Genomic DNA, 22,419 nt, shown 5'->3' with positions numbered 1-22,419 from the left:
CGACCTACCCTTCATATTTATACATCGGTCTCGTTTGGGCTTCATTGTTCAAGATTTGTTTGATATTTTGAACATCTGAGCGTAAACCATTTACAAATGATTTCATACCTAGGAAACTTGTTAAATCACTTGATTCTTGATTAAAAGTAATGATTTGCGGATCATCCACTTTAATGGCTTTCTCTAAATCTTTTAACGCTTGATCTTTATATGCAATTTGATCAATTAGACCATTTGCTTTTGCTTGTTGAGCACTATAAATTCGACCATCAGCGAGCTTTCTCACTTTTGATTCTGACATGTGACGTCCTTTTTTAACAACATCAACAAATTGATCAAAACTGTCTTTATTAATTGACTGAAGAATTTGTCTCTCTTCTTCCGTCATTTTACGTGAACCACTTAAAATATCTTTATGCGCACCTGATTTAATCGTATTGGTCTTAATACCTAAGTCATCCAATAATTTAGAATAATCTTTTGACTCAGAAATCACACCAATAGATCCTGTCAATGTTTGAGGCCCTGCATAAATTTTATCTGCTGGTGCCGAAATATAATAACCACCAGAAGCCGCTAAAGTTTCCATTTGTACGTAAATCTTTTTACCAGCATCTTTAACTGCTTTCAATTTATGATAAAACTCATCACTTTCGTATGTACCGCCACCTGGGCTGTTAACGTTTAACAATACACCTTTTATTGAATCATCATTTTTAATTGTTTCAAGTTGATTTAACGCCACTTGATGATTATACTCACTGCCACCACCAAATAAGCCGGGGGCACCTGTATCTTGTATTGCACCATTGACTGTAATCTCTGCAATTTGATTTGACTTGTCGCCTTCTTTTACAACTGTACTTGGTGCTTCAGCATTAATATTTACCTCTCCATTAAAAAAAGAGGAAACAATTGAGGTCAATGCACTGGTAAGAATTCCTCCTATAATGATGACACTCGCTAAAATAATTGCAACAATTCTTTTCGACATTTTTGACGTCCTTTCCTTTAGGTTACGTTCATCATAACAAATATAAAATTTTTTCGCGATATTTCTCAAAATGTTTATTTGCAATGCTAAATATTTGTAAGACCTTTACTTTCTCTTCACAATTTTCACTTTATTCATGAACGTGTTCTCTTTTATAAAAAACTCTGAAAGTAATCAAATGTATTTTTTAAGATTAAGACGAGTGTAATAACAATAAATAAGACTTTGACATAGCTTACACCTTTTTTAATTGCAAACCACGCACCACAATATGAACCCGCAATCATACTTATCGCCATAATCAAACCATAAACATAATCTACATGGTCAAAAAATATAAAGAGCAATAATGCACCTAAATTGGATGCAAAATTTAACACTTTAGCATTGCCTGCTGCACTTAAGAAATCAAAACCAAATAATAAAAATACAAACAATAAGAAGGACCCTGTTCCGCCTCCTAAAAATCCGTCATAAAAACCAATGATTGTAATGAAACCAATCAGTAGCAGAATTTTGAAGAGCGTTAGCTTTTCGTATGTACGAATACTGCCCCAATCTTTTTTTAATAGTGTGTACAATAAAACAATCGTTAAAATGAAAATAACTAAAGGTTTAAGTAAATTTGCTGGTAAAAATACAGCGAGGTATGCGCCAATAATGGCGGCAATAAATGAAAGGGGAAATAATTTAAGTACAATGTTTAAATCTACTTTTCCAGATCGAATAAAGCGAATCGCACTGGTCAAAGAACCAAATGCGCTCGCCAGCTTGTTCGTTCCAAGGGCCATAGCTGGTGGCATACCAATTGCTAACAAGGCGGGGATTGAAATCAAGCCCCCGCCACCGACGACCGCATCAATAAATGCAGCCAAAAACCCTAATAAAATCACAATTAATATCAGTGTCCCATCCACTTCGAATATCATCGTCAAGCCCCCCCTAGTTACTAGAACAAATCGCCATCCCATGCTTCTTGTTCTGCTTGATATGCATTGTAATTTTTATCGACAACGATTGTCTCAATGTTTTCAACAGCTTTGTTAATCATATCTTCAAAATCAAATCCTGATTCGTATTGAACCACCTTATCAAATTGTGGCTCTGTAATTGGATTTTTAGGCGTGAAAATCGTACAACAATCTTCGTAAGGTTGAATTGAAGTTTCAAAAGTACCAATCGCTTTCGCTTTTTTAATAATTTCTTCTTTGTCTAAAGTGAGCAAAGGTCTCAATATCGGTGTGCTTGTTACCGCGTTAATGGCATACATACTTTTGAGTGTTTGGCTCGCCACTTGACCTAAATTTTCACCATTGACTATCGCATCTGCACCAATGTTATGAACAACTTTATCTGCAATTCTTAACATCATTCTGCGTGTAGAAGTCATCGTATAGCGTTCATTGACGACTTTATGAATTTGTTTTTGTACCTCTGTAAATGGCACGATATGCAATTTAATGGTACCTACCCTTTCAGCCATAATTCTTGTCAATTCAATTACTTTTTCTTTCGCTTTTTCACTTGTAAAAGGCGGACTATGGAAATGGATAGCTTCAATTGTGACACCGCGACGCATCACTTCCATACCTGCAACTGGAGAATCAATCCCCCCCGATAACATCAGTAAGGTTTTGCCACCTGTGCCTACAGGAAGTCCTCCAATAGCGGGGATAATGCGATCATACATATAGATAGCATCTTTCCTGACTTCTATTTTAATTTCATGATTCGGGTTTTTTACATCCACTTTTAATTGCGGTGTACTTTTGAGTACTTCACCGCCGACCATGCGTTGAATTGCAAACGTTTCATGTTCAAACGTTTTATCAGAGCGTTTAACATCAATTTTGAATGTGTCGCCTTCTTGATAACTTTCTGCAAAAAGCTTCGCATGCTGATAAACCGCATCCATTGATTTTTCGATTTTTAAAACAGGGCTGATTGAATGTACACCGAACACTTTAGATATTCTTGACATCATCTCTTCAATATCTGCATTCGGCTCTAATTGTATATACATCCGGTCACGATTCGCTTTAACATCATACCCTTGTAACGGCATGAGTGCACGTTTCACATTTGAACGTAATTGACTTACAAATGTTTTTCGGTTTCCCCCTTTTAATGTTAGCTCACCATATCTAACTAAAATATGATCATAAATCATTTTAACAACTCCTTAACTTCCCGATATACCAAATCAAAAATATATTTAAATTGCTCAATGTCTTCATCACGTGTATATTGATCAAATGACAGACGAATACTTCCTAAAATGCGATCAACAGAAATATTCATCGCTTGTAATACTTCGTTGATATTTGAATGTTTAGAAGAGCAAGCACTTGTCGTTGAAATCATGACACCATGTTTAGAAAATGCGTTCACGAGTACTTCTCCACGTACACCTGGAAAAGCTAAATTCAATATATGAGGAGATGCATCATGAGGTGAATTAATATAGACACCCTCATAATCTTTTAACCAATCTTTTAATGATTGATTCACGCTTTCAAGTCCTTGCATTGTGTCTTGTTGTTTTTCAATAGCTAATCGAATAGCCTTAGCTAAAGCAACATTATTCGCTACATTGACAGTACCGCTTCTCAAACCAAATTCTTGTCCACCACCTTGTATTGTTGGATGAATGTGATGAACATTCTTTAATACAAGTAGCCCTTGTCCTTTAAGTCCATTAAACTTGTGACCACTAATAGAGAGGCTATCAATCCCTTCCATTTGAATAGGATATTTTCCTACCGCTTGAACAGCATCGACGTGAAAATGAACTTTTGGGTAATCTGTTAAAACTTCTATCATTTCTTTAATAGGTTGCACTTGGCCCATGATGTTATTGACTTGCATACATGTCACCAAAATGACGTCACTGGAAAGTAAAGATTTCAAATGTTCAATATTGATTTTACCTTCCTCAGTCACTTTGACATACTTTAAATTAAACCCTTCTTTTTCAAGTTCGCGCATCACTTCTAAAACAGAAGGATGTTCAAGCACTGAAGTAATAATCGTATTGCCAAACGCTCTTTTTTGGTAAGCTGCGCCTTTGAGTGCCATATTATTAGATTCAGTCGCACCACTTGTAAAAATGAGTGCCTCATCTTTTAACTGTAAAGACGCTTTAATTTGTTCTCTCGCATTTTCTAATAAACGACCGGCCTCTAAACCTTTATCATGAGGACTATTGGGATTAAAGTAAAATTGTTCATTGACCTTAACAAAGCTCGACAACACAGAAGCATCGGGTTTCGTCGTTGCTGCGTTATCAAAATATAACATGTTATAAACTCCCTCTCTTTAAATATCATGTTTCATTGTACTACAACTCAACCGTTACATGTAAAATACAATCGCTATTTTCTAAAATTTATTGATTAAGGTCAAGTCCTGCACACAAAAAACCGAGTGACGCTATTTTAAATCGTTCACTCGGTTTTAAATCCTGTTGTTTAATTGCATTTTATGGTTGTTGCTCTAAAACTTCTCTTTCAATATGTTGCGCGATACCTGGCTCTAACAATTCAAGAGCTTGTTCTGAAATCTCACTTGAACGTTTATAACGATTATTTTTAAAGAGCCTTTCTGCTTCGTTAAGACTTTTATCTAAATCGTGATTATCTTTTCGGTAGCGGTTGCCATATTGAATTAAACGTTCAGCATAGACAGCATTGATTAATACATCATTCGCCTCATCTTCAAATTTATTCATTTGAAGAACGACTTTATTCACTTTGTCTTTTAACTGTTGAACATTAATTGGGCGCTCACTAAAGCGTTTGTTAACATCTCTCACTTCGTAATCAATTTCATTTTTCAAAATGATAAAGCGTTCTGGAACACTTGTGAGGTTAGAAGCAAGTAGTCGTCGATAGATTTCTTCCTTTTTACCTTGGACACGTAAAATATGTTCCTCTGCTTCCGCTTCATCTTCACGTAATGAAACTAAGTGATTTTGTAACTTTTCTTGTTTTTCATTAATAACTTCAACGTGGTCTTCGATATATTTCAAGTTATCTTGTACTTCGCTATATCTCACTGCCGATTTAGCCATTTCTGATAAAATCTCATCATAAACTGAAATTAGATTTTGAATTTCATTTTCAAACTGGCGAACACTTTGAACATCGCTCTCATTTATGTAATAGTTTTCGCGCACATATTCTATTTCAGTCTGTAATGTATAGTTCATATCTTTAGCATGAAATAAATCGCTTGTAATACGTTCTTTTGATTCTTCGACTGCATTTTTTGATTTAACTTCATGCTCGATTAAATCATACATTTCATCAAGCTGGTCGTTGATTTCAACGAGTTTATCATTGGCTTCATCAAGTTCTAGTCGGCTTATCATAGGTTCGACAAAGCTCAGCTCAGTTTTCAAACTTTGGAGTGTGCTGTCCACCTTCACATGATCTAAGTCATAACCTTCTACTTTTAAATCACGTACACCATATTTAAGATCTTGAAATTGTCCTGGCAACTCTTTTTGTGCTTCTCTGATTAAATCAGGAATTTCAGCCATATCTTCTTTTAAATAAGAAATATCTTGATCTAATGCTTTAATATGTGAATGGGCTTCTTGATAATTGCCTTCTTCTTTAAGCGATTCATAAACTTCAAATTCAGGTTCAAAAGCTTCAATTTCTTTTTCCAAAAGCCCTGCTGCTTCACCATATTGATGACGATTGGCTAAAACATCTCTTTTTAATTTGCGATGCTCATCTTTCGCTTTCTCATAAATAGTATCGCTTTCTTGATGAGTTTGAAAAACTTTGTCTGCTTTTCCAATCAACTCCTGATGTCTCGCTTCATATTGATCCATTAATGCATGGGCATCATCGATATCAGTTTGAGCCAATGAAAATTTGAATTTATCAAGATTAACTTCCGCTTCATGAATCTTTTCATCTACAGGAACTAAAAATTCAGTCGAACTTTCTGTCCAATTTTGATTTAAAGCATCAAACTGTGTTTTAGTCTCCCCAGATAAATGTAATGTCTGTAATTTTTCTAAACTTTCATCGTAAGACAATGCGTTCAATTTTTCGCGTCGCTCTTCAGCAGACTGAATAATCGATCTTTTATTTGAACGCATATAAAATAAGATTCCGATTGCAATCAAAATAATGATGATAATCGCTAGTATAATATATAGTGCCATGTCCACTCGTCTCCTCCTAAATACATAAAACCATTATAACGTAATTTCATGACGCATTAAAATAAAATCTCAAAATATATAGACATTTTCCAAATTTTTATTTTATTCGTATTAGAAAATTGCGTACTCGCATTGAGATAGCTATAATATTGATAAAATTTGATTGAAAGCGAGTGAAAAAAATGACACAGTCTACTGATTATCAATTGTTATGTAGACAATTGGATGCGCTTCTAGAAGGAGAAACGGATTTAATTGCAAACTTAAGTAATACTTCGGCATTGCTCAATGAAAATTTAGACCAAATCAATTGGGTTGGTTTTTATTTAATGAAAGAAGGCGCACTGATTCTCGGACCATTTCAAGGGAAAACGGCATGCGTCCATATACAAGTAGGACAAGGGGTTTGTGGCACAGCTGTACAAGAAGATAAAACACAACGCGTTGAAGATGTCCATGCTTTTCCAGGACACATTGCATGTGATGCCAATAGCCAGTCAGAAATTGTTATTCCATTGCATAAAAATGGTGAGGTTGTCGGCGTTTTAGATATTGATGCCCCTATTCGAAATCGTTTTAGTGCAGATGATGAAACAGGACTCGAAAACATCGTCCGCGTCTTAGAATCACACTTGTAAATTGATTGAATTTTATGTTTGACATTTCGTATCAAAATGGTACAATAAATTTTGTGTGAATTAACGAAAATAGCAGTTGAATATTAATAGGCACTATAATGTTCCCGAAGCGGACGTGCCGTGTAACCGGAGCTATGAGGCGAGGACACATAAAACATTATATCCTATTGAGCATTCAACACTCTTTTTTGTTTTTTCATAACAACAAAAAAGAAAAAGGAGGAGTCACATTATGGCTCGATTCAGAGGTTCTAGCTGGAAAAAATCTCGTCGTTTAGGTATCTCATTATCAGGTACTGGTAAAGAATTAGAAAAACGTCCTTACGCACCAGGACAACACGGTCCAACTCAACGTAAAAAATTATCTGAGTATGGATTACAATTACGTGAAAAACAAAAATTACGTTATTTATATGGAATGACTGAACGTCAATTCCGTAACACTTTTGAAACTGCTGGTAAACAAGGCGGTATCCATGGTGAAAACTTCATGATCTTACTTGCTAGCCGTTTAGATGCAGTTGTATATGCTTTAGGTTTAGCACGTACACGTCGTCAAGCACGTCAATTAGTTGGTCACGGTCATGTTGAAGTAGATGGTAAACGTGTAGATATTCCATCATATACTTTAAAACCTGGTCAAGTGATTTCAGTACGTGAAAAATCACAAAAACTCGCTATCATCGAAGAATCAGTTGAAATTAACAATTTCGTTCCTGATTACTTAGACTTCGATGCTGATAGCTTAAAAGGTACTTTCGTTCGTCTTCCAGAGCGTAGTGAATTACCTGCAGAAATCAACGAACAATTAATCGTTGAGTACTACTCACGTTAATCGTTAGCTTATATCACACCAAGTATGAATCCATACTTGGTGTTTTTTTATTCAGAGCTTGAGACGACAATTATGACTCCACTTCCCAAGGTGCAAGCCCCAGACTATAAACTTCAGCTCATCCTGTCCCCTCAAACATCTCTTCATCAATACTTCTTTAAGTGGCACCTCATTTTAAAAGTATGGTTTATTCCCCTCTTCTGTTCCACAATCTTGGGCAATTCAAATTTTCATAAAAGAGAGATAAATTTGTTGTTTACTCATACACGTCCTCGTCAAATGATGCTCTTTTATTATTTCACATCGTTCCTTCTTTAATTTATACTTTGAGATAGAACCATAAACTGAGGAGGTACGATTTATGCAAGTTTTTAATGAGGAAGCAGTTAAAAATGCTTATCATATTGGAGATGCGATTCAAGATATTGAAGCGTTGTTTAAAGATATGGAGGGCGTTCGCCAAGCACAAAGAATTGTAATTTCTACTGGTGAAGGTGCCAAATCAATGCTTTATATGCCTTGTATCCACTTGAACAAGCAACTAGGTATTATCAAAATCACTTCTATCACCCCCGAAAATCCAGACCATCATCGTCCAACGACGCAAGGGACAATCATTGTAACGGATTTAAAAACGGGTGAACATGTAGCGAGTATCGATGGAAGTTATTTAACACGTTTAAGAACTGGAGCGTTAAGCGGTATTGCTACGAAATATTTAAGCCGAGAAAATGCACAGACGATTGGCATGATTGGTACAGGTGGCATGGCGTTTGAACAATTAATTTCAAATCTTGAGGTAAGACCCATTCAACGTATTTTGCTTTATAATCAAACCAAAGATAAAGCAGAAGATTTAAAAGCGCGCATTTTGAAAACGTATTCAGATTATGAAGTTGAAATCGTTGATGACGTGGAAACGTTAGTAACACAATCAGATATTATCAATTGTCAAACCTCTTCAGCTGAGCCTGTTTTTGATGCGGATACTGTTAAACCAGGAACACATATTAACGGAATTGGCTCCTATCGGCCAGATATGAAAGAAATTGATAATCGCATCTTACCTAAAGCAGATAAAGTCATCTTTGATGATGTCGAAGGCGTTAAAAAAGAAGCAGGTGAAATCATCGAAGCAAATGAAAAAGGTATTTTTAAATTTGAAGATTATGATGGCGATCTAAAATCATTGTCACTTAATGGTACATTGCAACGCTCAAATGATGAGAGTATCACTGTTTTTAAATGTGTCGGTGCCGCGTACTTTGACCTTGCGGTTGCTTTAGGCGCATATGAACGTCTAACAAAAAATCAATAACTACCGACATTTTCATTTTATCCATGATTAAAAGTACAGGAGAGCAACAAAAGTCAACTCGACCTCTGTCACTCTCCTGTTACTATTTATTTATAAGCATACTCATACTTTAAATAACTCATTAGGCGCATCAGAAATCATCCCATCAACTCCAAGCTGTATCAGTCTTTTTGCATCTTCCATACGATTAACAGTGTAGGGTATAACCTTTAAGTGATGTTGATGTGCTTTTGAAATAAATTTTTTATTTACCAGTTTGAAGTTAGGATTCGCAAAATCTGCAAATTGAGCAAGCTCTTGAAATGATGGTTGTTTTAACCAATACTTCCGCTTACTTAATAACACGCCTAATTGAATGTAAGGCGCTAAGTCATGCAATTTTTGAATACTTTTCTGGTCGAAAGACTGTATGATAATACGATTAAAAGGAAAATTATGATTTTTAATGGTTTGTATGGTTGCTTCTTCAATACCTGGGTACAGATGAGGCTTTTTAATTTCAATCAACAACGTTTTAGAAAAATTTTTAGCAAGTGTCAAGACTTCATCAAACGTCATGATTTCTTCTTTCTTACTCCCCTCTTTCCAACTTCCAAAGTCAAATTCTCGTAATGCATCTAAAGTATAGGATTTAATTTCACCCGTATGATTCGATGTACGATCAATCGTATCATCATGAATAGAGACAAGCACATCGTCTTTTGTCATATGCAAATCAATTTCTAACATTTGAATATGTCTACCAAGTGCCGCTTGATATGCTGATTTCGTATTTTCAGGGTACATTTTTGAAAAACCTCTGTGCGCTACGATTTGAAAATGTTTGGGTGGTTGAATCAATTTCATACAATGAGTCTTCCTTTCAATTCTATCTATATTCTACTACACTTAACTTAACATATTTTTATAAGGAGTGAGACATTTGGCACATCATCAATTTCCAGTACAAGTGAGATGGACTGGTGGACGCGATAGTGTTGGAGAAGTTACAGGGGATTATATCCAACATAAGATTTCTATACCAAGCGAACTTGGAGGCGTCGGTGTTGGCACAAACCCTGATGAACTTTTAGTCAGTGCAGCAGCAAGTTGTATGACAATTTCTTTAGCCGCAACTTTAGAACGTGCGCATCTATCACCGATAGCAATTAATATGCAGAGTTACGGTGAAGCACAATTTGAACAACAACGATTTAAAATGGTCAAAATCGTACATAAACCCGAAATAATTGTTGACCAACTATCTAAAAAAGAGCAAATAAAAAAACGGTTGTCTCAATTGATTAAAATTGCAGATCAAAATTGTATGATTTCAAATAGTGTGAGAGATAACGTCGCGGTTATAACTGAACCAACGATTAAAATCCAACCTTCTAAGTCATCTTCAGATTCTAAAACGTCTATTTAAGAAATTAAAATAGTAAATAAGTTATACAACGGTATGATTAGATAATGTATTACAACTATTAAAACTATATTTTTCAAAACCTCATTTATCCTTGTGGGGATGTGGCAAGAGCTTCCATTTGATCTCATCTCACATCCCCTTTTATTACCAACAATTCCAAAATTTTGTATTGATACCTGTTAATATGTCAGAAAATTTGATAAAATTAGAAAATATTATTAAGGGAGGTTCTCTATGTATACACATCATTCTTTACTATTAACACCCGGCCCTACCCCAGTACCTCATCGCATCCAAGCAAAAATGAACTTACCTATGGTCGGTCACCGGTCAACTGAATTTGAATCCATCGCTGAAGCGGCATTTTCGTCACTTAAGCAAGTATTCGGAAGCACAAATGACGTTATGATTCTAACTTCAAGTGGTACAAGTGCACTTGAAGCAAGCATGTTAAATATTGTAAATCCAGATGATACAGTAGTTGTCATTGTTTCAGGCGCATTTGGTAACCGTTACAAACAAATTGCCGAAACTTATTTTAATCATGTTCACGTCTATGAAGTCAAATGGGGAAAATCATTTGAAGTTGATGGTGTCATCGAATTTATTAAAAATATAGAGACGCCTGTGACTGCCGTTTTTACACAATATTGTGAAACCTCTACCACTGTATTACACCCTGTTGCTGAACTCGGCCATGCCCTTAAAGCACACAATCCAAATTTATACTATGTTGTTGATGGTGTAAGTTGTATCGGTGCAGTCGATGTTGATTTAGCGCGAGATGATATTGATGTCCTCGTTTCAGGAAGCCAAAAAGCGTTAATGTTGCCACCAGGCATTGCTTTTGTCGCTTATAACGATCGCGCATTGGCACGCTTCAAATCAGTAGAAACGCCACGCTTTTATTTGGATTTAGCCAAGCATCACAATGCCCTCGAAAAACATTCCACACCTTTTACACCTAATGTTTCGACATTTAGAGGGGTCATCGAATTTCAAAAAATGATATCAGAAGAGGGCTTTGACAACGTCATTCGTCGTCATTCTATTATTAGAAATGCTGTACGCGCAGCATTGAAAGAATTAGACTTGTCCCTTTTGGTTGAAGATCAATATGCATCACCAACCGTTACCGCTTTTGTACCTAAAGATGAAGCAGAAGTAAAGCACATTAAGACACAATTAGCATCACAGTTTAATATTACGATTGCTGGAAGTCAAGGCCATCTAAAAGGAAAGATTTTACGCGTCGGTCATATGGGCTTCATCTCGCCTTTTGATTTATTACCTTTTATTGCAGGCCTAGAATTGATTTTAACAAAATACCGAAACCAATCTTATATCGGTATAGCAACACAAGCATTTTTGGAGGTTGTTCATAATGAAATATAAAGTTTTAGTTGCAGATCCAATCGCAGAAGAAGGTCTTAAAAGTTTAAATGAAGATCCAGATTTTGAAGTGATACATCATACCGCATTGTCTGAAGAGGCATTGATTAATAAAATCAAAGATTACGATGCTTTAATCGTGCGTAGTCAAACAACAGTAACAGATAAGGTATTAAAAGCTGGATCAAGATTAAAAGTGGTCGCTCGTGCTGGTGTAGGTGTTGATAATATTGATATCGATACCGCAACCAAAGAAGGTATTATCATTATCAACGCCCCTGACGGTAACACGATATCCGCCACTGAACATTCAGTCGCAATGTTGTTAAGTATGGCGCGAAATATCCCACAAGCACATCAGTCATTAAGTCATGGGACGTGGGATAGAAAAACATTCAGAGGAACAGAATTGTATCGAAAAACACTTGGTGTCATTGGAACAGGTCGTATTGGAACAGGTGTTGCGAAACGATTGCAAAGCTTCGGTATGAAAGTTTTGGCTTATGATCCTTATTTAAGTGAAGAAAAAGCAAAAGAGCTTGAATTTACACGCGCATCAATAGACGAAATCGCACAGCAAGCTGACTTTATTACCGTACATACGCCGCTAACAGAAAAAACAAAGGGTATTATCAATCAATCTTTTTTTGATCAAGCAAAACCGAACCTTCAAATTATTAATGTTGCGCGTGGTGGAATCATTGATGAAAAAGCTTTGATTGAAGCATTGGATGACAATAAAATTATGGCAGCAGCGCTTGATGTTTTTGAAAATGAACCTGCGCATCAATCCGAAGTTGTGAAACATCCAAAAATTATTGTGACCCCTCATTTAGGCGCTTCTACAATCGAGGCACAAGAAAAAGTTGCTGTCTCAGTAGCAGAAGAAATTATCGATATTTTGAAAAATGGGAATGTCAAACATTCAGTTAATGCACCTAAAGGCGTCTTTAATGAAGATGAAGAGTTAAAACCTTTTGTAGAACTTGCCAAAATTACAGGTCAAGTCGGTATTCAAATATTGCCTAAAGCGCCAAGAACACTTAAAATAACATACGCTGGCGATATCGCATTAGATGATACGAGTCTCATTACTCGAAATCTTGTCACTGGCGTTTTACAACAAGATATGGGGGATCATGTCAACTTGATAAACGCTTTAGTTTTACTTAATGAACAAAACGTCACTTATACGATTGAAAAGACGAAAAAGAAAAAAGGTTTTAGCAATTATATTGAGCTTGAATTAATTAATAAAGCGGATAGTTTAAAGATTGGTGCCACAGTTTTAAATGGCTTTGGTCCAAGAATTGTTCGTATTAATGATTATCCTGTTGACTTTAAACCTGAACAGTATCAATTAATTATTAATCACTTTGACCGTCCAGGCATCGTTGGTAAAACAGGTCAAATGCTAGGCGAACACGGTGTCAATATTGCTTCTATGCATTTAGGACGTACTCAACTCGGTGGTGACGCAATGATGATTCTCTCTATTGACCATCCGATCAATGATGATGTGCGAAAAGCCTTACTAGAGATTGACGGCTTTCAAAGTGTGGTTCAAGTTATTTTAGATCCTTACAATTGATAATATCCTTATAAATAAAATTTTGGAGCGTTCGGGACATAAAATCTTTGATAGCCTTGCCTAAATGCACATACATGCATTAGGTATAGTCTCAACTCAATGTTGCCTCGATGTTACAAATGCGAACTTGAGCGCATACGAAGTCAGACAACCACTATGCGAAGAATAAGGCATTACTAAGCGAAGTCATACAATACGACGTCTTATAAAAAGAAGTGTTAAGACGATTTTCTGTTGAAAGTCATCTTAGCGCTTTTTATTTTGAAATCAATGACGCAACCTGCCCTTTCATATGCGCTATAACTTCCTCTATTATCTCGATAGTCATAAGCCAAAAAAATTTTATAAAATTTAAAACGAGTCAGGAGAAGTTAACCTGACTCGTTCTTGATTCTTGTGATTATCTAATTAATCTTTGTTATTGTATCTTCAATCGACTTATATCGTATTTTAAGCAATGATTATTAATGTGATGATGTTAATAAATATGGCCGTATATCAAGGATATTGTCAACGAGTATCTCTGCCCCATGTTGTTTGAGTTCATCTGCTGCCTTTTTGCCTTTTAAGCCGGTTAACGTCCCTATAAATCTTGCGTTGAGCACTTTGGCACTCAATAAATCCGCTAAGGAATCACCTACGATTGTGACATAGTCTGGATGCATACGCCCTTCTTGTTGTGTTGCATAGTCAAAATAATTTTCAAGCTGATTCCCTTCATATGTAGTGATATAACTGAAAGGGTTAGGCTTTCCAAGTGGTTTTAAATCAGGGAACATTTTTTCCGCTTCTAATACTTCGCTTGCGGAAACAATATGTTCTGCATCAAATAAATCTAACAAGCCAAGTGCCTCAAAAGGAACAATCGTTTCTGTACGTGGTCGTCCCGTTGCAATTGCAATGAGATAACCTGCTTGTTTCAAATCTGTTAATAATGTTTTAATCGGCTCAATAGGTGCTAGTGCAATTTCGTGGTATATGTATCCTTTTTTATATTGAGTTTTAGGCACTTTATGCTCGACTTTTTCATATAACTCATGACCTAAGTACCATTCTTGATAAAGCTCTTGCGCCAAATGCCACAATGGACTTTTCATATCAAAAAGAGACACTTGATTAGTATTGAGTTGTTTTTTCGCATGACCTTGTAAAGCTTCATAAATATGATTTTTACCAGGCTCAACATTTTCAATAAATTCTAATGGTTGTTTAAAAGAGACGTGGAAATCTGTCTTTATTTTCCCAATAGCACTTAATGTCTCAGCACTCCAAGTCTTAATCTCCAAAAATGCTTCCCTTTCTTTTGGAGCTATTTGTTTAAGATAGTCGATAAGATGAATTGAAAAAACAACAAACAACATATCCCAGTTTGAATTAATACCAAGTGATTTTAATTGATTAAGAATTTGATCATTCCTAAATATGTGAGATCGAATGCTCGATATTGTTTCATCCGTCAATTGACTCAAATCTGTGTTGTGTTCATTTAATCCTAAATATGAAGAATGGTAAAGTAATTCATAGACTGTCAATGCCGAAACATCAAAACAGCGAGATTCATCTAAGAATACACCATCGACATCAAATAATACAGCTTTCACCAATCCTACCCCTCCTCTAACTGAAAATTCTGACAAAACTATTATAACATGATTTTCTTTTAGGAAAATCCCCGTATCTTAATCTGACTATAATTAAACCTGTTAATATACGCTACTTTAAATAGAAACAACAGAAAAGCATCTCTTTATACTTTTCTGTTGAATTTGAAACCTATTTTTGATTAACATATGCGTTTAATTCATCTTGCAATTGTTTCGTACGAGCGCTGATTTGCTGTGTAATATAATCAACCTTTTCTTGGCGATTTAATTCTTTAGGAATATCCGTAGTACTAATCGGTTCACCAAATTTGATATAAGCTTTTTTAGTAAATAACCCTCTAATTTGAGTAGGTCCTACATATGCTGCAGGTAATATAGGCTGTTTAGCAAGCATCGCAATTGTAGAAGCCCCACGTTTTAAAGGTACATCTTCACTAGTGCGGTGACCAGATGGAAAAATTCCAACCGTTTTATTCTCTTTTAATAATTTTACCGGGATTTTTAACGTGCTCGGTCCAGGATTTTCACGATTAACTGGAAATGCATTTAACTGTGTTAAAAACTTACCAAACCATTTATTTTTAAATAGTTCTTGCTTAGCCATAAAGTGAATCTGATTTGGTAATAAAGCTACACCAAGTAAAAGGATTTCATTGTAACTTTCATGATTACACGTCACCACATATTGATTGTTTGCGGGTTGATTTTCTTTTCCTAACACCTCTAAATTTCTCAATACTTTCACAATAATGAAATCAATCACATTACCTATAATTTTATATAACATTCTCACACCTGCTTTATCATTTTTTAACCCTTTAAATTCTATCACTTCGATTGTGATTCAACAACCATTCCATAAGATACATCTAAAGTCTGATAACATCATACTGGTAATATAGATTGAAAACAATCATAATATGAATTAAAGGAGGAATTTTATGCGAGATTTTGATAATGAACAACAAGCTCATGGGACACCACATGAAAACGACAATCTAAATCAAAGAAGCAGTGATCAACGCTTCTCTTCAACTCACAGTTATAATCCACCTCCTCCACGAAAACCGAAACTGCCTTGGCTCAAAATCGTTTTGATTTCTTTAATCGCAGGATTGTTAGGTGGTTTAATAGTATTAGGCGTGGCAGGACTTTTTTCAAACGGTTCACTATTTGAAGGACATAATGGATCGCAAGTGAATGTGGCCAAAAACGATAATGGTGGCAATACGTTAGATGGAAAGAGCAACAAATACAAATCTGTGAATGAAATGATAAAAGATCAATCACCTGCAATTGTAGGTGTGATCAATGAACAGCAAGCACAAAGTCTAGAAGATCTGTTAAGAGGTAAATCGACTAAGGCCGAACCGACAGGAATTGGTTCAGGTGTCATTTATCAAAAAAATAATGGGGATGCATTTATTGTCACTAATAATCACGTGATTGAGGGTGCTTCTTCAATTAAAGTGCAATTACATAATTCTAAACAAGTAGATGCTAAATTAGTTGGAACAGACCCATTAACTGACATTGCTGTGCTTAAAATTAAAGACCGAGATGATATTAAGGCAATCACTTTCGCTGATTCATCAAAAGTTAAAACTGGGGATAGCGTGTTTGCAATGGGTAACCCATTAGGCTTAGAATTTTCAAACACAGTCACTTCAGGTATTATTTCTGCAAATGAACGAACAATTGAAGCTAACACTTCGGCAGGGCCCAATAAAGTTACAGTGCTTCAAACAGATGCGGCGATAAATCCTGGTAACTCTGGTGGTGCACTGGTCGATATTAACGGAAACTTAGTCGGCATTAATTCGATGAAAATTTCTGCACCTCAAGTTGAAGGCATTGGCTTTGCAATCCCAAGTAATGAAGTGAAACTTGTGATTGAAGAATTGGTTAAGCATGGCGAAGTGAAACGACCATCTATTGGTATTGGTATGATTAATATTTCAGAAATACCTCAACAATATCGCAATGGTATCCACTCTGATTCTGGTATTTATGTTGCTGAAGTTCAACGTCGTGATATTGACGTCAAAAAAGGCGATATCATTACAGGAATTGATGGCAAAAAGGTAGATAGTGATACAGATTTAAGATCCTATCTGTATAAAAACAAAAAACCAGGCGAACATATCACATTAAAAATCAATCGTGACGGCAAAACAAAAGATGTGGATGTTAAATTATCTGAGTCAAATAAAACTTCATAAATGAGCAATACCCAGTCTTAACAAAAGGGCTTGGTGTAAAAATAGCTTAATCATCGGCTTCATCCGAGGTTTTCGTAAAACATCACGTAAATCTCGGATTTTTTCTTGAATACTTCTCTATTGATTTTTAAGTTTAATCAAACTTCCTACCCAGAGGATTGAAATGATACAAGCATTGAAGTTGTCTCTCTAAGAAGACCAATCATCCCATTCAACCCAGTAGAAATCAAAAAAGCTCTAAGACGGTTTTTATTAACAATCATCTTAGAGCTATTGAATTTGGATTTTATATCCAAACGCTTATTTATAATGCATCACATAAAAGGCAATTAATAACGGTAGTCATTAGTGAATAATTAGCCTATTTATTTGATCTCAATTATTCAAAATTTACCATAAAGTATTTTTTCTTACCACGGCGAATGATTGTAAATGTATCCTCGTAACGATCTGATTCAGATAATGTATAATCTAAAGATTGCTGTCTTTCGCCATTAATGTAAATTGCACCATTATTAACATCTTCACGTGCTTGACGCTTAGATGGTGAAATTTTAGTTTCTACAAGAGCGTCCACAATGTTTGTTGTTTCACGAGATAAAGTCACTTGAGGCACATCTTTAAACCCGGCTTTGATTTCTTGTGAAGTTAATGCTTTAAGGTCACCTTTAAATAGGGCTTGAGAAATGCGCTTCGCTTCCTTTAATGCATCCTCACCATGAATAAAACGTGTTACACTTTCAGCTAATGTTGTTTGTGCTTTTCTTAAATGAGGTTCTGTTTGAACAGCAACTTCTAAGTCAGCAATTTCATCTTGAGATAAAAATGTAAAATACTTCAGGAACTTGATGACATCTTCATCAGTAGTGTTAATCCAAAATTGATAAAATTCATATGGGCTTGTTTTTTCTTTATCCAACCATACAGTTCCTGATTCAGATTTACCAAATTTTTTCCCATCTGCTTTAGTGACTAATGGGATTGTAAGGCCATATGCATCATTCACACCAAACATACGACGCATTAATTCAATACCACTTGTAATGTTACCCCATTGATCAGAGCCACCAATTTGAATTCGGCAGTCATATTCACGGTTTAAATGACCAAAATCAATTGCTTGAAGAATCGTATATGTGAATTCAGTATATGAAATACCACGTTCGAGTCGTGATTGGATAGAATCTTTAGCAAGCATGTAATTAACACCCACATGTTTACCGTAATCACGTAAAAATGTTAACAATGAAATTTGTCCTAACCAATCTTTATTATTAACTAAAATGGGACCATTTTCAGTATTGAAATCAAACAATTGCTCCATTTGTTTCTTTATTCCTTGAACATTTCGTTCAACTTGTTCTTCAGTTTGTAATAAACGTTCTTCAGATTTACCAGATGGGTCCCCTACCATACCAGTAGCACCACCGACAAGGACAATCGGTCTATGACCCGCATCTTGAAATCGACGTAAAGTAAGATAAGGTAAGAGATGCCCGATATGCAAACTATCAGCAGTTGGATCTGCACCACAATATAATTTGACTTTCTCTTTATTTAAAAGCGCTTCTATGCCTTCTTCATCTGTTTGTTGATAAATTAAACCTCTCCAGCTTAATTCTTCTAATAATGCATTTGTCATAAATATTACCTCCCTAATTAAAATTATCAAAAATAAAAAGCACCACTTACATGCAAAATGTAAGGGCGCTTTGAAGCACGTTACCACCATACTTGGAACTCTTACAATGATACGTTCATTGTCAAACGATGAAATTCAATTAAGAGGTGTATTCATTAATGTATTATAATCAGTTCACACCACCCACTGACTCTCTTAATATAATCACAAAAATTACTTGTCCTCAATTTCAATACGTTATGTAATTTCATTTTATTATATAACCTTCCAAAATCGATGTCAAATACAACTTTAAAATGACCTCGGACACCTTTTTTAAAATATGCTATACTTTGATTAATATATGGAGGTCATGGTGTATGAAGTTAACAACAAATCATCAAAATCAAGCGACTTCATTTCTAGAACGGTATGACTATTATTTTAAAAGAATTAAACAGACCATCTTCTCTTTTATTATATTTTTATTATTAGGGATGATTTTTCTATCCGGTCTCACTTTAGGTTACTTTGCGAGTATTGTCTCAGAGGCAAAGTCAATTAATAACCATGAATTAATGAGTCAAATTACACACCTTCCAGAACTGAACTTGGCGCACCCCGAAAAAGAGAATTTAATTGCAGTCTATAATCAACAAGAGCCGCCTCTAATTGCAGGTCCAGCCGAGGTGTCCCCTTATGTGACAAAAGCATTAGTCGCTTCTGAAGATGCAGATTTTTATACACATAACGGTATTCTACCAAAAGCAATATTACGTGCAATGTATCAAGATATTTTTGATACTAAATTTGCAACAGGTGGGAGCACAATTACCCAGCAACTTGTAAAAAATCAAGTGCTTACGAATGAACGCACCTACGATAGAAAAGCTAAAGAAATAATGTATGCGATGCGCATTGAGCATATCATGACTAAACAAGAAATCATTTATACTTATTTAAACCTTGTTCCCTTTGGCTTAGATACACACGGTCAAAATATTACAGGAATTACATCTGCTTCATACGGTATTTTTGGCAAACCACCTCATGACCTTAACATCGCTGAGTCAGCTTATATTACAGGGTTACTACAAAGTCCTTATGTATATACCCCTTTCACTAAAGACGGCCAGTTGAAAGATAAGCAAGCACTCAATCTTTCTATTAACAGACAACACTATGTACTAAAACGCATGCGTGTTGAAAAAATGATTTCACCTCAACAATATCAACGCGCCCTATCATATGATATATACGACCACCTCTATCAAACACAGTAAAAGGCAGAAATCGAAGTCTAACTCTTCTGATTCCTGCCTTATTTTTTATTTAATTAAACTATTACTTTTGCACATCCATTTAGAACAAGCCAATGGCATGGCCGTCATCTGTCACATCCATATTTAATGCGGCAGGTTTTTTAGGTAATCCCGGCATCGTCATAATCGCACCTGTTAATGCAACAATGAAACCAGCACCTGTTTTCGCCTCTAATTCACGAATTGTAATTTCAAATCCAGTCGGTGCACCTAATTGTGTTTGATCATCTGAGAAAGAATATTGTGTCTTTGCCATACAAACTGGATAATGATCCCAACCATTTTCTTTAAATTGTTGTAATTGTTTTTGCGCTTTTGAAGAAAATGTCACTTTAGAACCACCATAAATTTCTTTGACGATTTTTTCGATTTTTTCTTCAAGCGGTGACTCCAATTCATAAAGTCGTATAAAATCATTTGGTGTATTGACGACTTCTAACACTTTTTCTGCTAAATCAACGCCACCTTTACCGCCTTTTTCCCACACTTCAGTAAGAGAAAGATGTACATTGTTCGATTTAGCCCACTGCTCAACATACTCAAATTCGGCTTCGGTGTCGTGAATAAATGCGTTTAAAGCTACGACTGGTTCTACACCAAATTTTCGAATATTGTTAACATGGCGCTCTAAATTTTGAATACCTGCTTTAACTGCATCTACATTTTCTTCTTTTAGTTGATCTTTCGCTACACCACCATGCATTTTTAATGCACGTATTGTCGCAACAACGACAACTGCATCGGGTTCAAATCCAGCTTTTCTTGATTTAATGTTAATAAATTTTTCAGCACCCAAGTCTGAACCGAAACCTGCTTCTGTTACTACGATATCAGCTAAGTCACGTGCTGTTTCAGTTGCGATAATAGAGTTACAACCATGTGCAATATTCGCAAATGGTCCACCATGTACCAATGCAGGTGTCCCTTCTATTGTTTGAACAAGGTTTGGCTTAATCGCATCTTTTAAAATCATCGCTAAAGCACCTTCAACTTCTAAATCTCTAACAGTGACAGGTTGACGATCACGAGTATAGCCGATTGTAATCTTAGCAATATTTTCTTTTAAATCTTTAATTCCTGTACTTAAGCATAATATTGCCATAATTTCAGAAGCCACCGTAATATTAAAACCATCTTCACGTGGCACCCCTTGCGTTGGACCGCCAAGACCAACAATGACCTGACGTAACGCTCTATCGTTCATGTCTAACACACGTTTCCATTCAATACGTCGTTGATCAATACCTAATGCGTTTCCTTGATGAATGTGATTATCAATAAATGCAGATAAAGCATTATTGGCTGTAGTAATCGCATGAAAATCGCCATTAAAATGAAGGTTAATGTCTTCCATCGGCAACACCTGTGCGTATCCGCCGCCTGTTGCGCCACCTTTAATACCAAATGTTGGACCTAAGGCAGGTTCACGTAAAGCAACCATGACATTTTGATTGATTTGCTTAAATGCATCCGCAAGGCCAACCGTTACAGTTGATTTGCCTTCACCAGCTGGTGTAGGACTCATCGCAGTCACTAAAACCACTTTACCTTTTGTCCCCTTCGTTGTTATTTTAGAAATGTCTATTTTTGCTTTATAATGCCCGTATTGCTCCAAGGCATCCTCAGAAATACCTGCACATTCAGCAATCTCTTGAATTGGTCTTAATGTCGATTGGTTCGCAATTTCCAAATCTGATAAATGACTCACCATAGTCAACCCCTTTAAAAATTTAGTGTTAGTATGTAAATCAATGTTTAGAAACAGAACAGCACGTGAAAAATTGAAGTCAACACGCTATTCAATCTAAATCACTTAACTGCAAGAAAAAGAGTGTGTTTATATTACCCGCCCTTTACCACTCATCATAACGAACAATGATGGCAATGTCGAACAAAATATGAAACATATTTCGGAAAAACTTATCCCTGAATTTCTGTATTTTTATCTGACAATAATGTTTTTTAATCCCTTTTATTGCTAAGCTTAATCAGTGAGTCCCATAAAATATAAAAATAAAATAAATCGTCTTTAAAAAATGAAAATATTTAAAAAGTGCCTTGATAACGAGTGAGTTAACAACACTGATTAATAAACATAAATGTCTCATCTTTAATATTATTATTTAAAAATAACAAGGAACAAGACTAAATCAAGTGGCATCTATCACATCATAAATGGGCAGGACTAACGGCATTATCATTTTATCGTCCTCCCCAAAATAAAGATGACTAGAATTGAGCAGAGCATTAAACATACAGACCCTGAAAAAACTAGGCATCTTTATTAATTTC

At 35.5% G+C, this 22,419-nt stretch carries 18 protein-coding genes; 8 read left to right on the top strand and 10 right to left on the bottom strand.

Features of this window, described 5'->3' with window-relative positions:
- Positions 1-4 precede the first annotated feature (4 nt).
- The 5 genes from sppA to ezrA form a co-directional block, all read right to left on the bottom strand.
- Positions 5-994, bottom strand: coding sequence for a signal peptide peptidase SppA (gene sppA / locus KM149_RS05430; protein WP_182280309.1), 990 nt, complete (start codon positions 992-994; stop codon positions 5-7).
- A gap of 152 nt (positions 995-1,146) precedes the next feature.
- Positions 1,147-1,923, bottom strand: a complete 777-nt coding sequence (locus KM149_RS05425) for a TSUP family transporter (RefSeq protein WP_214970048.1) — start codon at positions 1,921-1,923, stop codon at positions 1,147-1,149.
- 20 nt (positions 1,924-1,943) lie between these two features.
- Positions 1,944-3,164: a tRNA uracil 4-sulfurtransferase ThiI gene (gene thiI / locus KM149_RS05420; protein ID WP_050345510.1), complete on the bottom strand. Its 1,221-nt coding sequence runs from the start codon at positions 3,162-3,164 to the stop codon at positions 1,944-1,946.
- Positions 3,161-4,294 carry a cysteine desulfurase family protein gene (locus tag KM149_RS05415; protein ID WP_050345509.1) on the bottom strand — a complete coding sequence of 378 codons (1,134 nt, stop codon included), beginning with the start codon at positions 4,292-4,294 and terminating at the stop codon, positions 3,161-3,163. Before KM149_RS05415 ends, thiI begins: the two co-directional genes overlap by 4 nt.
- A 181-nt stretch (positions 4,295-4,475) precedes the next feature.
- Complete coding sequence (gene ezrA, locus KM149_RS05410; protein WP_050331953.1) at positions 4,476-6,176, bottom strand: septation ring formation regulator EzrA; 1,701 nt, start codon at positions 6,174-6,176, stop codon at positions 4,476-4,478.
- Positions 6,177-6,358: 182 nt separating this feature from the next.
- Between ezrA and KM149_RS05405 the strand changes: the two genes are divergently transcribed.
- From KM149_RS05405 to KM149_RS05395, 3 genes are all read left to right on the top strand, one after another.
- Complete coding sequence (locus KM149_RS05405) at positions 6,359-6,814, top strand: GAF domain-containing protein (protein ID WP_214970051.1); 456 nt, start codon at positions 6,359-6,361, stop codon at positions 6,812-6,814.
- A gap of 232 nt (positions 6,815-7,046) precedes the next feature.
- Complete coding sequence (gene rpsD / locus KM149_RS05400; protein ID WP_050330675.1) at positions 7,047-7,649, top strand: 30S ribosomal protein S4; 603 nt, start codon at positions 7,047-7,049, stop codon at positions 7,647-7,649.
- A gap of 361 nt (positions 7,650-8,010) precedes the next feature.
- Positions 8,011-8,967 (top strand): ornithine cyclodeaminase family protein, encoded by a 957-nt coding sequence (locus KM149_RS05395; protein WP_214970054.1) that lies wholly within the window; start codon positions 8,011-8,013, stop codon positions 8,965-8,967.
- A gap of 102 nt (positions 8,968-9,069) precedes the next feature.
- Here the strand turns inward: KM149_RS05395 and KM149_RS05390 are convergent, their stop codons facing one another.
- Positions 9,070-9,813, bottom strand: a complete 744-nt coding sequence (locus KM149_RS05390; RefSeq protein ID WP_165545591.1) for a glycerophosphodiester phosphodiesterase — start codon at positions 9,811-9,813, stop codon at positions 9,070-9,072.
- Positions 9,814-9,889: 76 nt separating this feature from the next.
- Between KM149_RS05390 and KM149_RS05385 the strand changes: the two genes are divergently transcribed.
- The 3 genes from KM149_RS05385 (at position 9,890) to serA (ending at position 13,358) form a co-directional block, all read left to right on the top strand.
- Positions 9,890-10,375, top strand: coding sequence for an SACOL1771 family peroxiredoxin (locus KM149_RS05385; protein ID WP_182280314.1), 486 nt, complete (start codon positions 9,890-9,892; stop codon positions 10,373-10,375).
- 234 nt (positions 10,376-10,609) lie between these two features.
- Positions 10,610-11,770, top strand: a complete 1,161-nt coding sequence (locus KM149_RS05380; protein WP_241415562.1) for a pyridoxal-phosphate-dependent aminotransferase family protein — start codon at positions 10,610-10,612, stop codon at positions 11,768-11,770.
- On the top strand, positions 11,760-13,358 hold the full coding sequence (serA, locus tag KM149_RS05375) for a phosphoglycerate dehydrogenase (protein ID WP_241415561.1): 1,599 nt from the start codon (positions 11,760-11,762) through the stop codon (positions 13,356-13,358). The genes KM149_RS05380 and serA overlap by 11 nt, the downstream gene beginning before the upstream one ends.
- A 464-nt stretch (positions 13,359-13,822) precedes the next feature.
- On the opposite strand, the gene KM149_RS05370 is transcribed toward serA, so the two are convergent.
- Positions 13,823-14,962 (bottom strand): HAD family hydrolase, encoded by a 1,140-nt coding sequence (locus KM149_RS05370; protein ID WP_214970066.1) that lies wholly within the window; start codon positions 14,960-14,962, stop codon positions 13,823-13,825.
- A 169-nt stretch (positions 14,963-15,131) separates the two neighbouring features.
- Complete coding sequence (locus tag KM149_RS05365; RefSeq protein WP_182280316.1) at positions 15,132-15,749, bottom strand: lysophospholipid acyltransferase family protein; 618 nt, start codon at positions 15,747-15,749, stop codon at positions 15,132-15,134.
- 154 nt (positions 15,750-15,903) lie between these two features.
- On the opposite strand from KM149_RS05365, the gene KM149_RS05360 reads away from it, so the two are divergent.
- Entirely contained in the window at positions 15,904-17,184 is a 1,281-nt protein-coding gene (locus KM149_RS05360; protein WP_050330667.1) for a S1C family serine protease, read from the top strand.
- 379 nt (positions 17,185-17,563) lie between these two features.
- Here KM149_RS05360 and tyrS read toward each other — a convergent pair whose 3' ends face one another.
- Complete coding sequence (tyrS, locus tag KM149_RS05355) at positions 17,564-18,826, bottom strand: tyrosine--tRNA ligase (protein WP_050345502.1); 1,263 nt, start codon at positions 18,824-18,826, stop codon at positions 17,564-17,566.
- Between the two features lie 359 nt (positions 18,827-19,185).
- On the opposite strand from tyrS, the gene KM149_RS05350 reads away from it, so the two are divergent.
- Positions 19,186-20,088: a biosynthetic peptidoglycan transglycosylase gene (locus KM149_RS05350; RefSeq protein ID WP_214970072.1), complete on the top strand. Its 903-nt coding sequence runs from the start codon at positions 19,186-19,188 to the stop codon at positions 20,086-20,088.
- A 79-nt stretch (positions 20,089-20,167) separates the two neighbouring features.
- Here KM149_RS05350 and KM149_RS05345 read toward each other — a convergent pair whose 3' ends face one another.
- Complete coding sequence (locus KM149_RS05345; RefSeq protein WP_241415560.1) at positions 20,168-21,835, bottom strand: formate--tetrahydrofolate ligase; 1,668 nt, start codon at positions 21,833-21,835, stop codon at positions 20,168-20,170.
- Between the last annotated feature and the right edge of the window lie 584 nt (positions 21,836-22,419).

Source organism: Staphylococcus coagulans (assembly GCF_022557135.1).
In the GTDB taxonomy this organism is placed as follows: domain Bacteria; phylum Bacillota; class Bacilli; order Staphylococcales; family Staphylococcaceae; genus Staphylococcus; species Staphylococcus coagulans.
The sequence above is the reverse complement of the archived record's forward strand: the minus strand, read 5'-3'. Positions and strand labels throughout refer to the sequence as shown.

Excerpts from the sequence above, each read along its gene's own strand:
- sppA (WP_182280309.1), bottom strand. The coding sequence starts at position 994 with ATGTCGAAAAGAATTGTTGCAATTATTTTAGCGAGTGTCATCATTATA.
- KM149_RS05425 (WP_214970048.1), bottom strand. The coding sequence starts at position 1,923 with ATGATATTCGAAGTGGATGGGACACTGATATTAATTGTGATTTTATTA.
- thiI (WP_050345510.1), bottom strand. The coding sequence starts at position 3,164 with ATGATTTATGATCATATTTTAGTTAGATATGGTGAGCTAACATTAAAA.
- KM149_RS05415 (WP_050345509.1), bottom strand. The coding sequence starts at position 4,294 with ATGTTATATTTTGATAACGCAGCAACGACGAAACCCGATGCTTCTGTG.
- ezrA (WP_050331953.1), bottom strand. The coding sequence starts at position 6,176 with ATGGCACTATATATTATACTAGCGATTATCATCATTATTTTGATTGCA.
- KM149_RS05405 (WP_214970051.1), top strand. The coding sequence starts at position 6,359 with ATGACACAGTCTACTGATTATCAATTGTTATGTAGACAATTGGATGCG.
- rpsD (WP_050330675.1), top strand. The coding sequence starts at position 7,047 with ATGGCTCGATTCAGAGGTTCTAGCTGGAAAAAATCTCGTCGTTTAGGT.
- KM149_RS05395 (WP_214970054.1), top strand. The coding sequence starts at position 8,011 with ATGCAAGTTTTTAATGAGGAAGCAGTTAAAAATGCTTATCATATTGGA.
- KM149_RS05390 (WP_165545591.1), bottom strand. The coding sequence starts at position 9,813 with ATGAAATTGATTCAACCACCCAAACATTTTCAAATCGTAGCGCACAGA.
- KM149_RS05380 (WP_241415562.1), top strand. The coding sequence starts at position 10,610 with ATGTATACACATCATTCTTTACTATTAACACCCGGCCCTACCCCAGTA.
- serA (WP_241415561.1), top strand. The coding sequence starts at position 11,760 with ATGAAATATAAAGTTTTAGTTGCAGATCCAATCGCAGAAGAAGGTCTT.
- KM149_RS05365 (WP_182280316.1), bottom strand. The coding sequence starts at position 15,749 with ATGTTATATAAAATTATAGGTAATGTGATTGATTTCATTATTGTGAAA.
- KM149_RS05360 (WP_050330667.1), top strand. The coding sequence starts at position 15,904 with ATGCGAGATTTTGATAATGAACAACAAGCTCATGGGACACCACATGAA.
- tyrS (WP_050345502.1), bottom strand. The coding sequence starts at position 18,826 with ATGACAAATGCATTATTAGAAGAATTAAGCTGGAGAGGTTTAATTTAT.
- KM149_RS05350 (WP_214970072.1), top strand. The coding sequence starts at position 19,186 with ATGAAGTTAACAACAAATCATCAAAATCAAGCGACTTCATTTCTAGAA.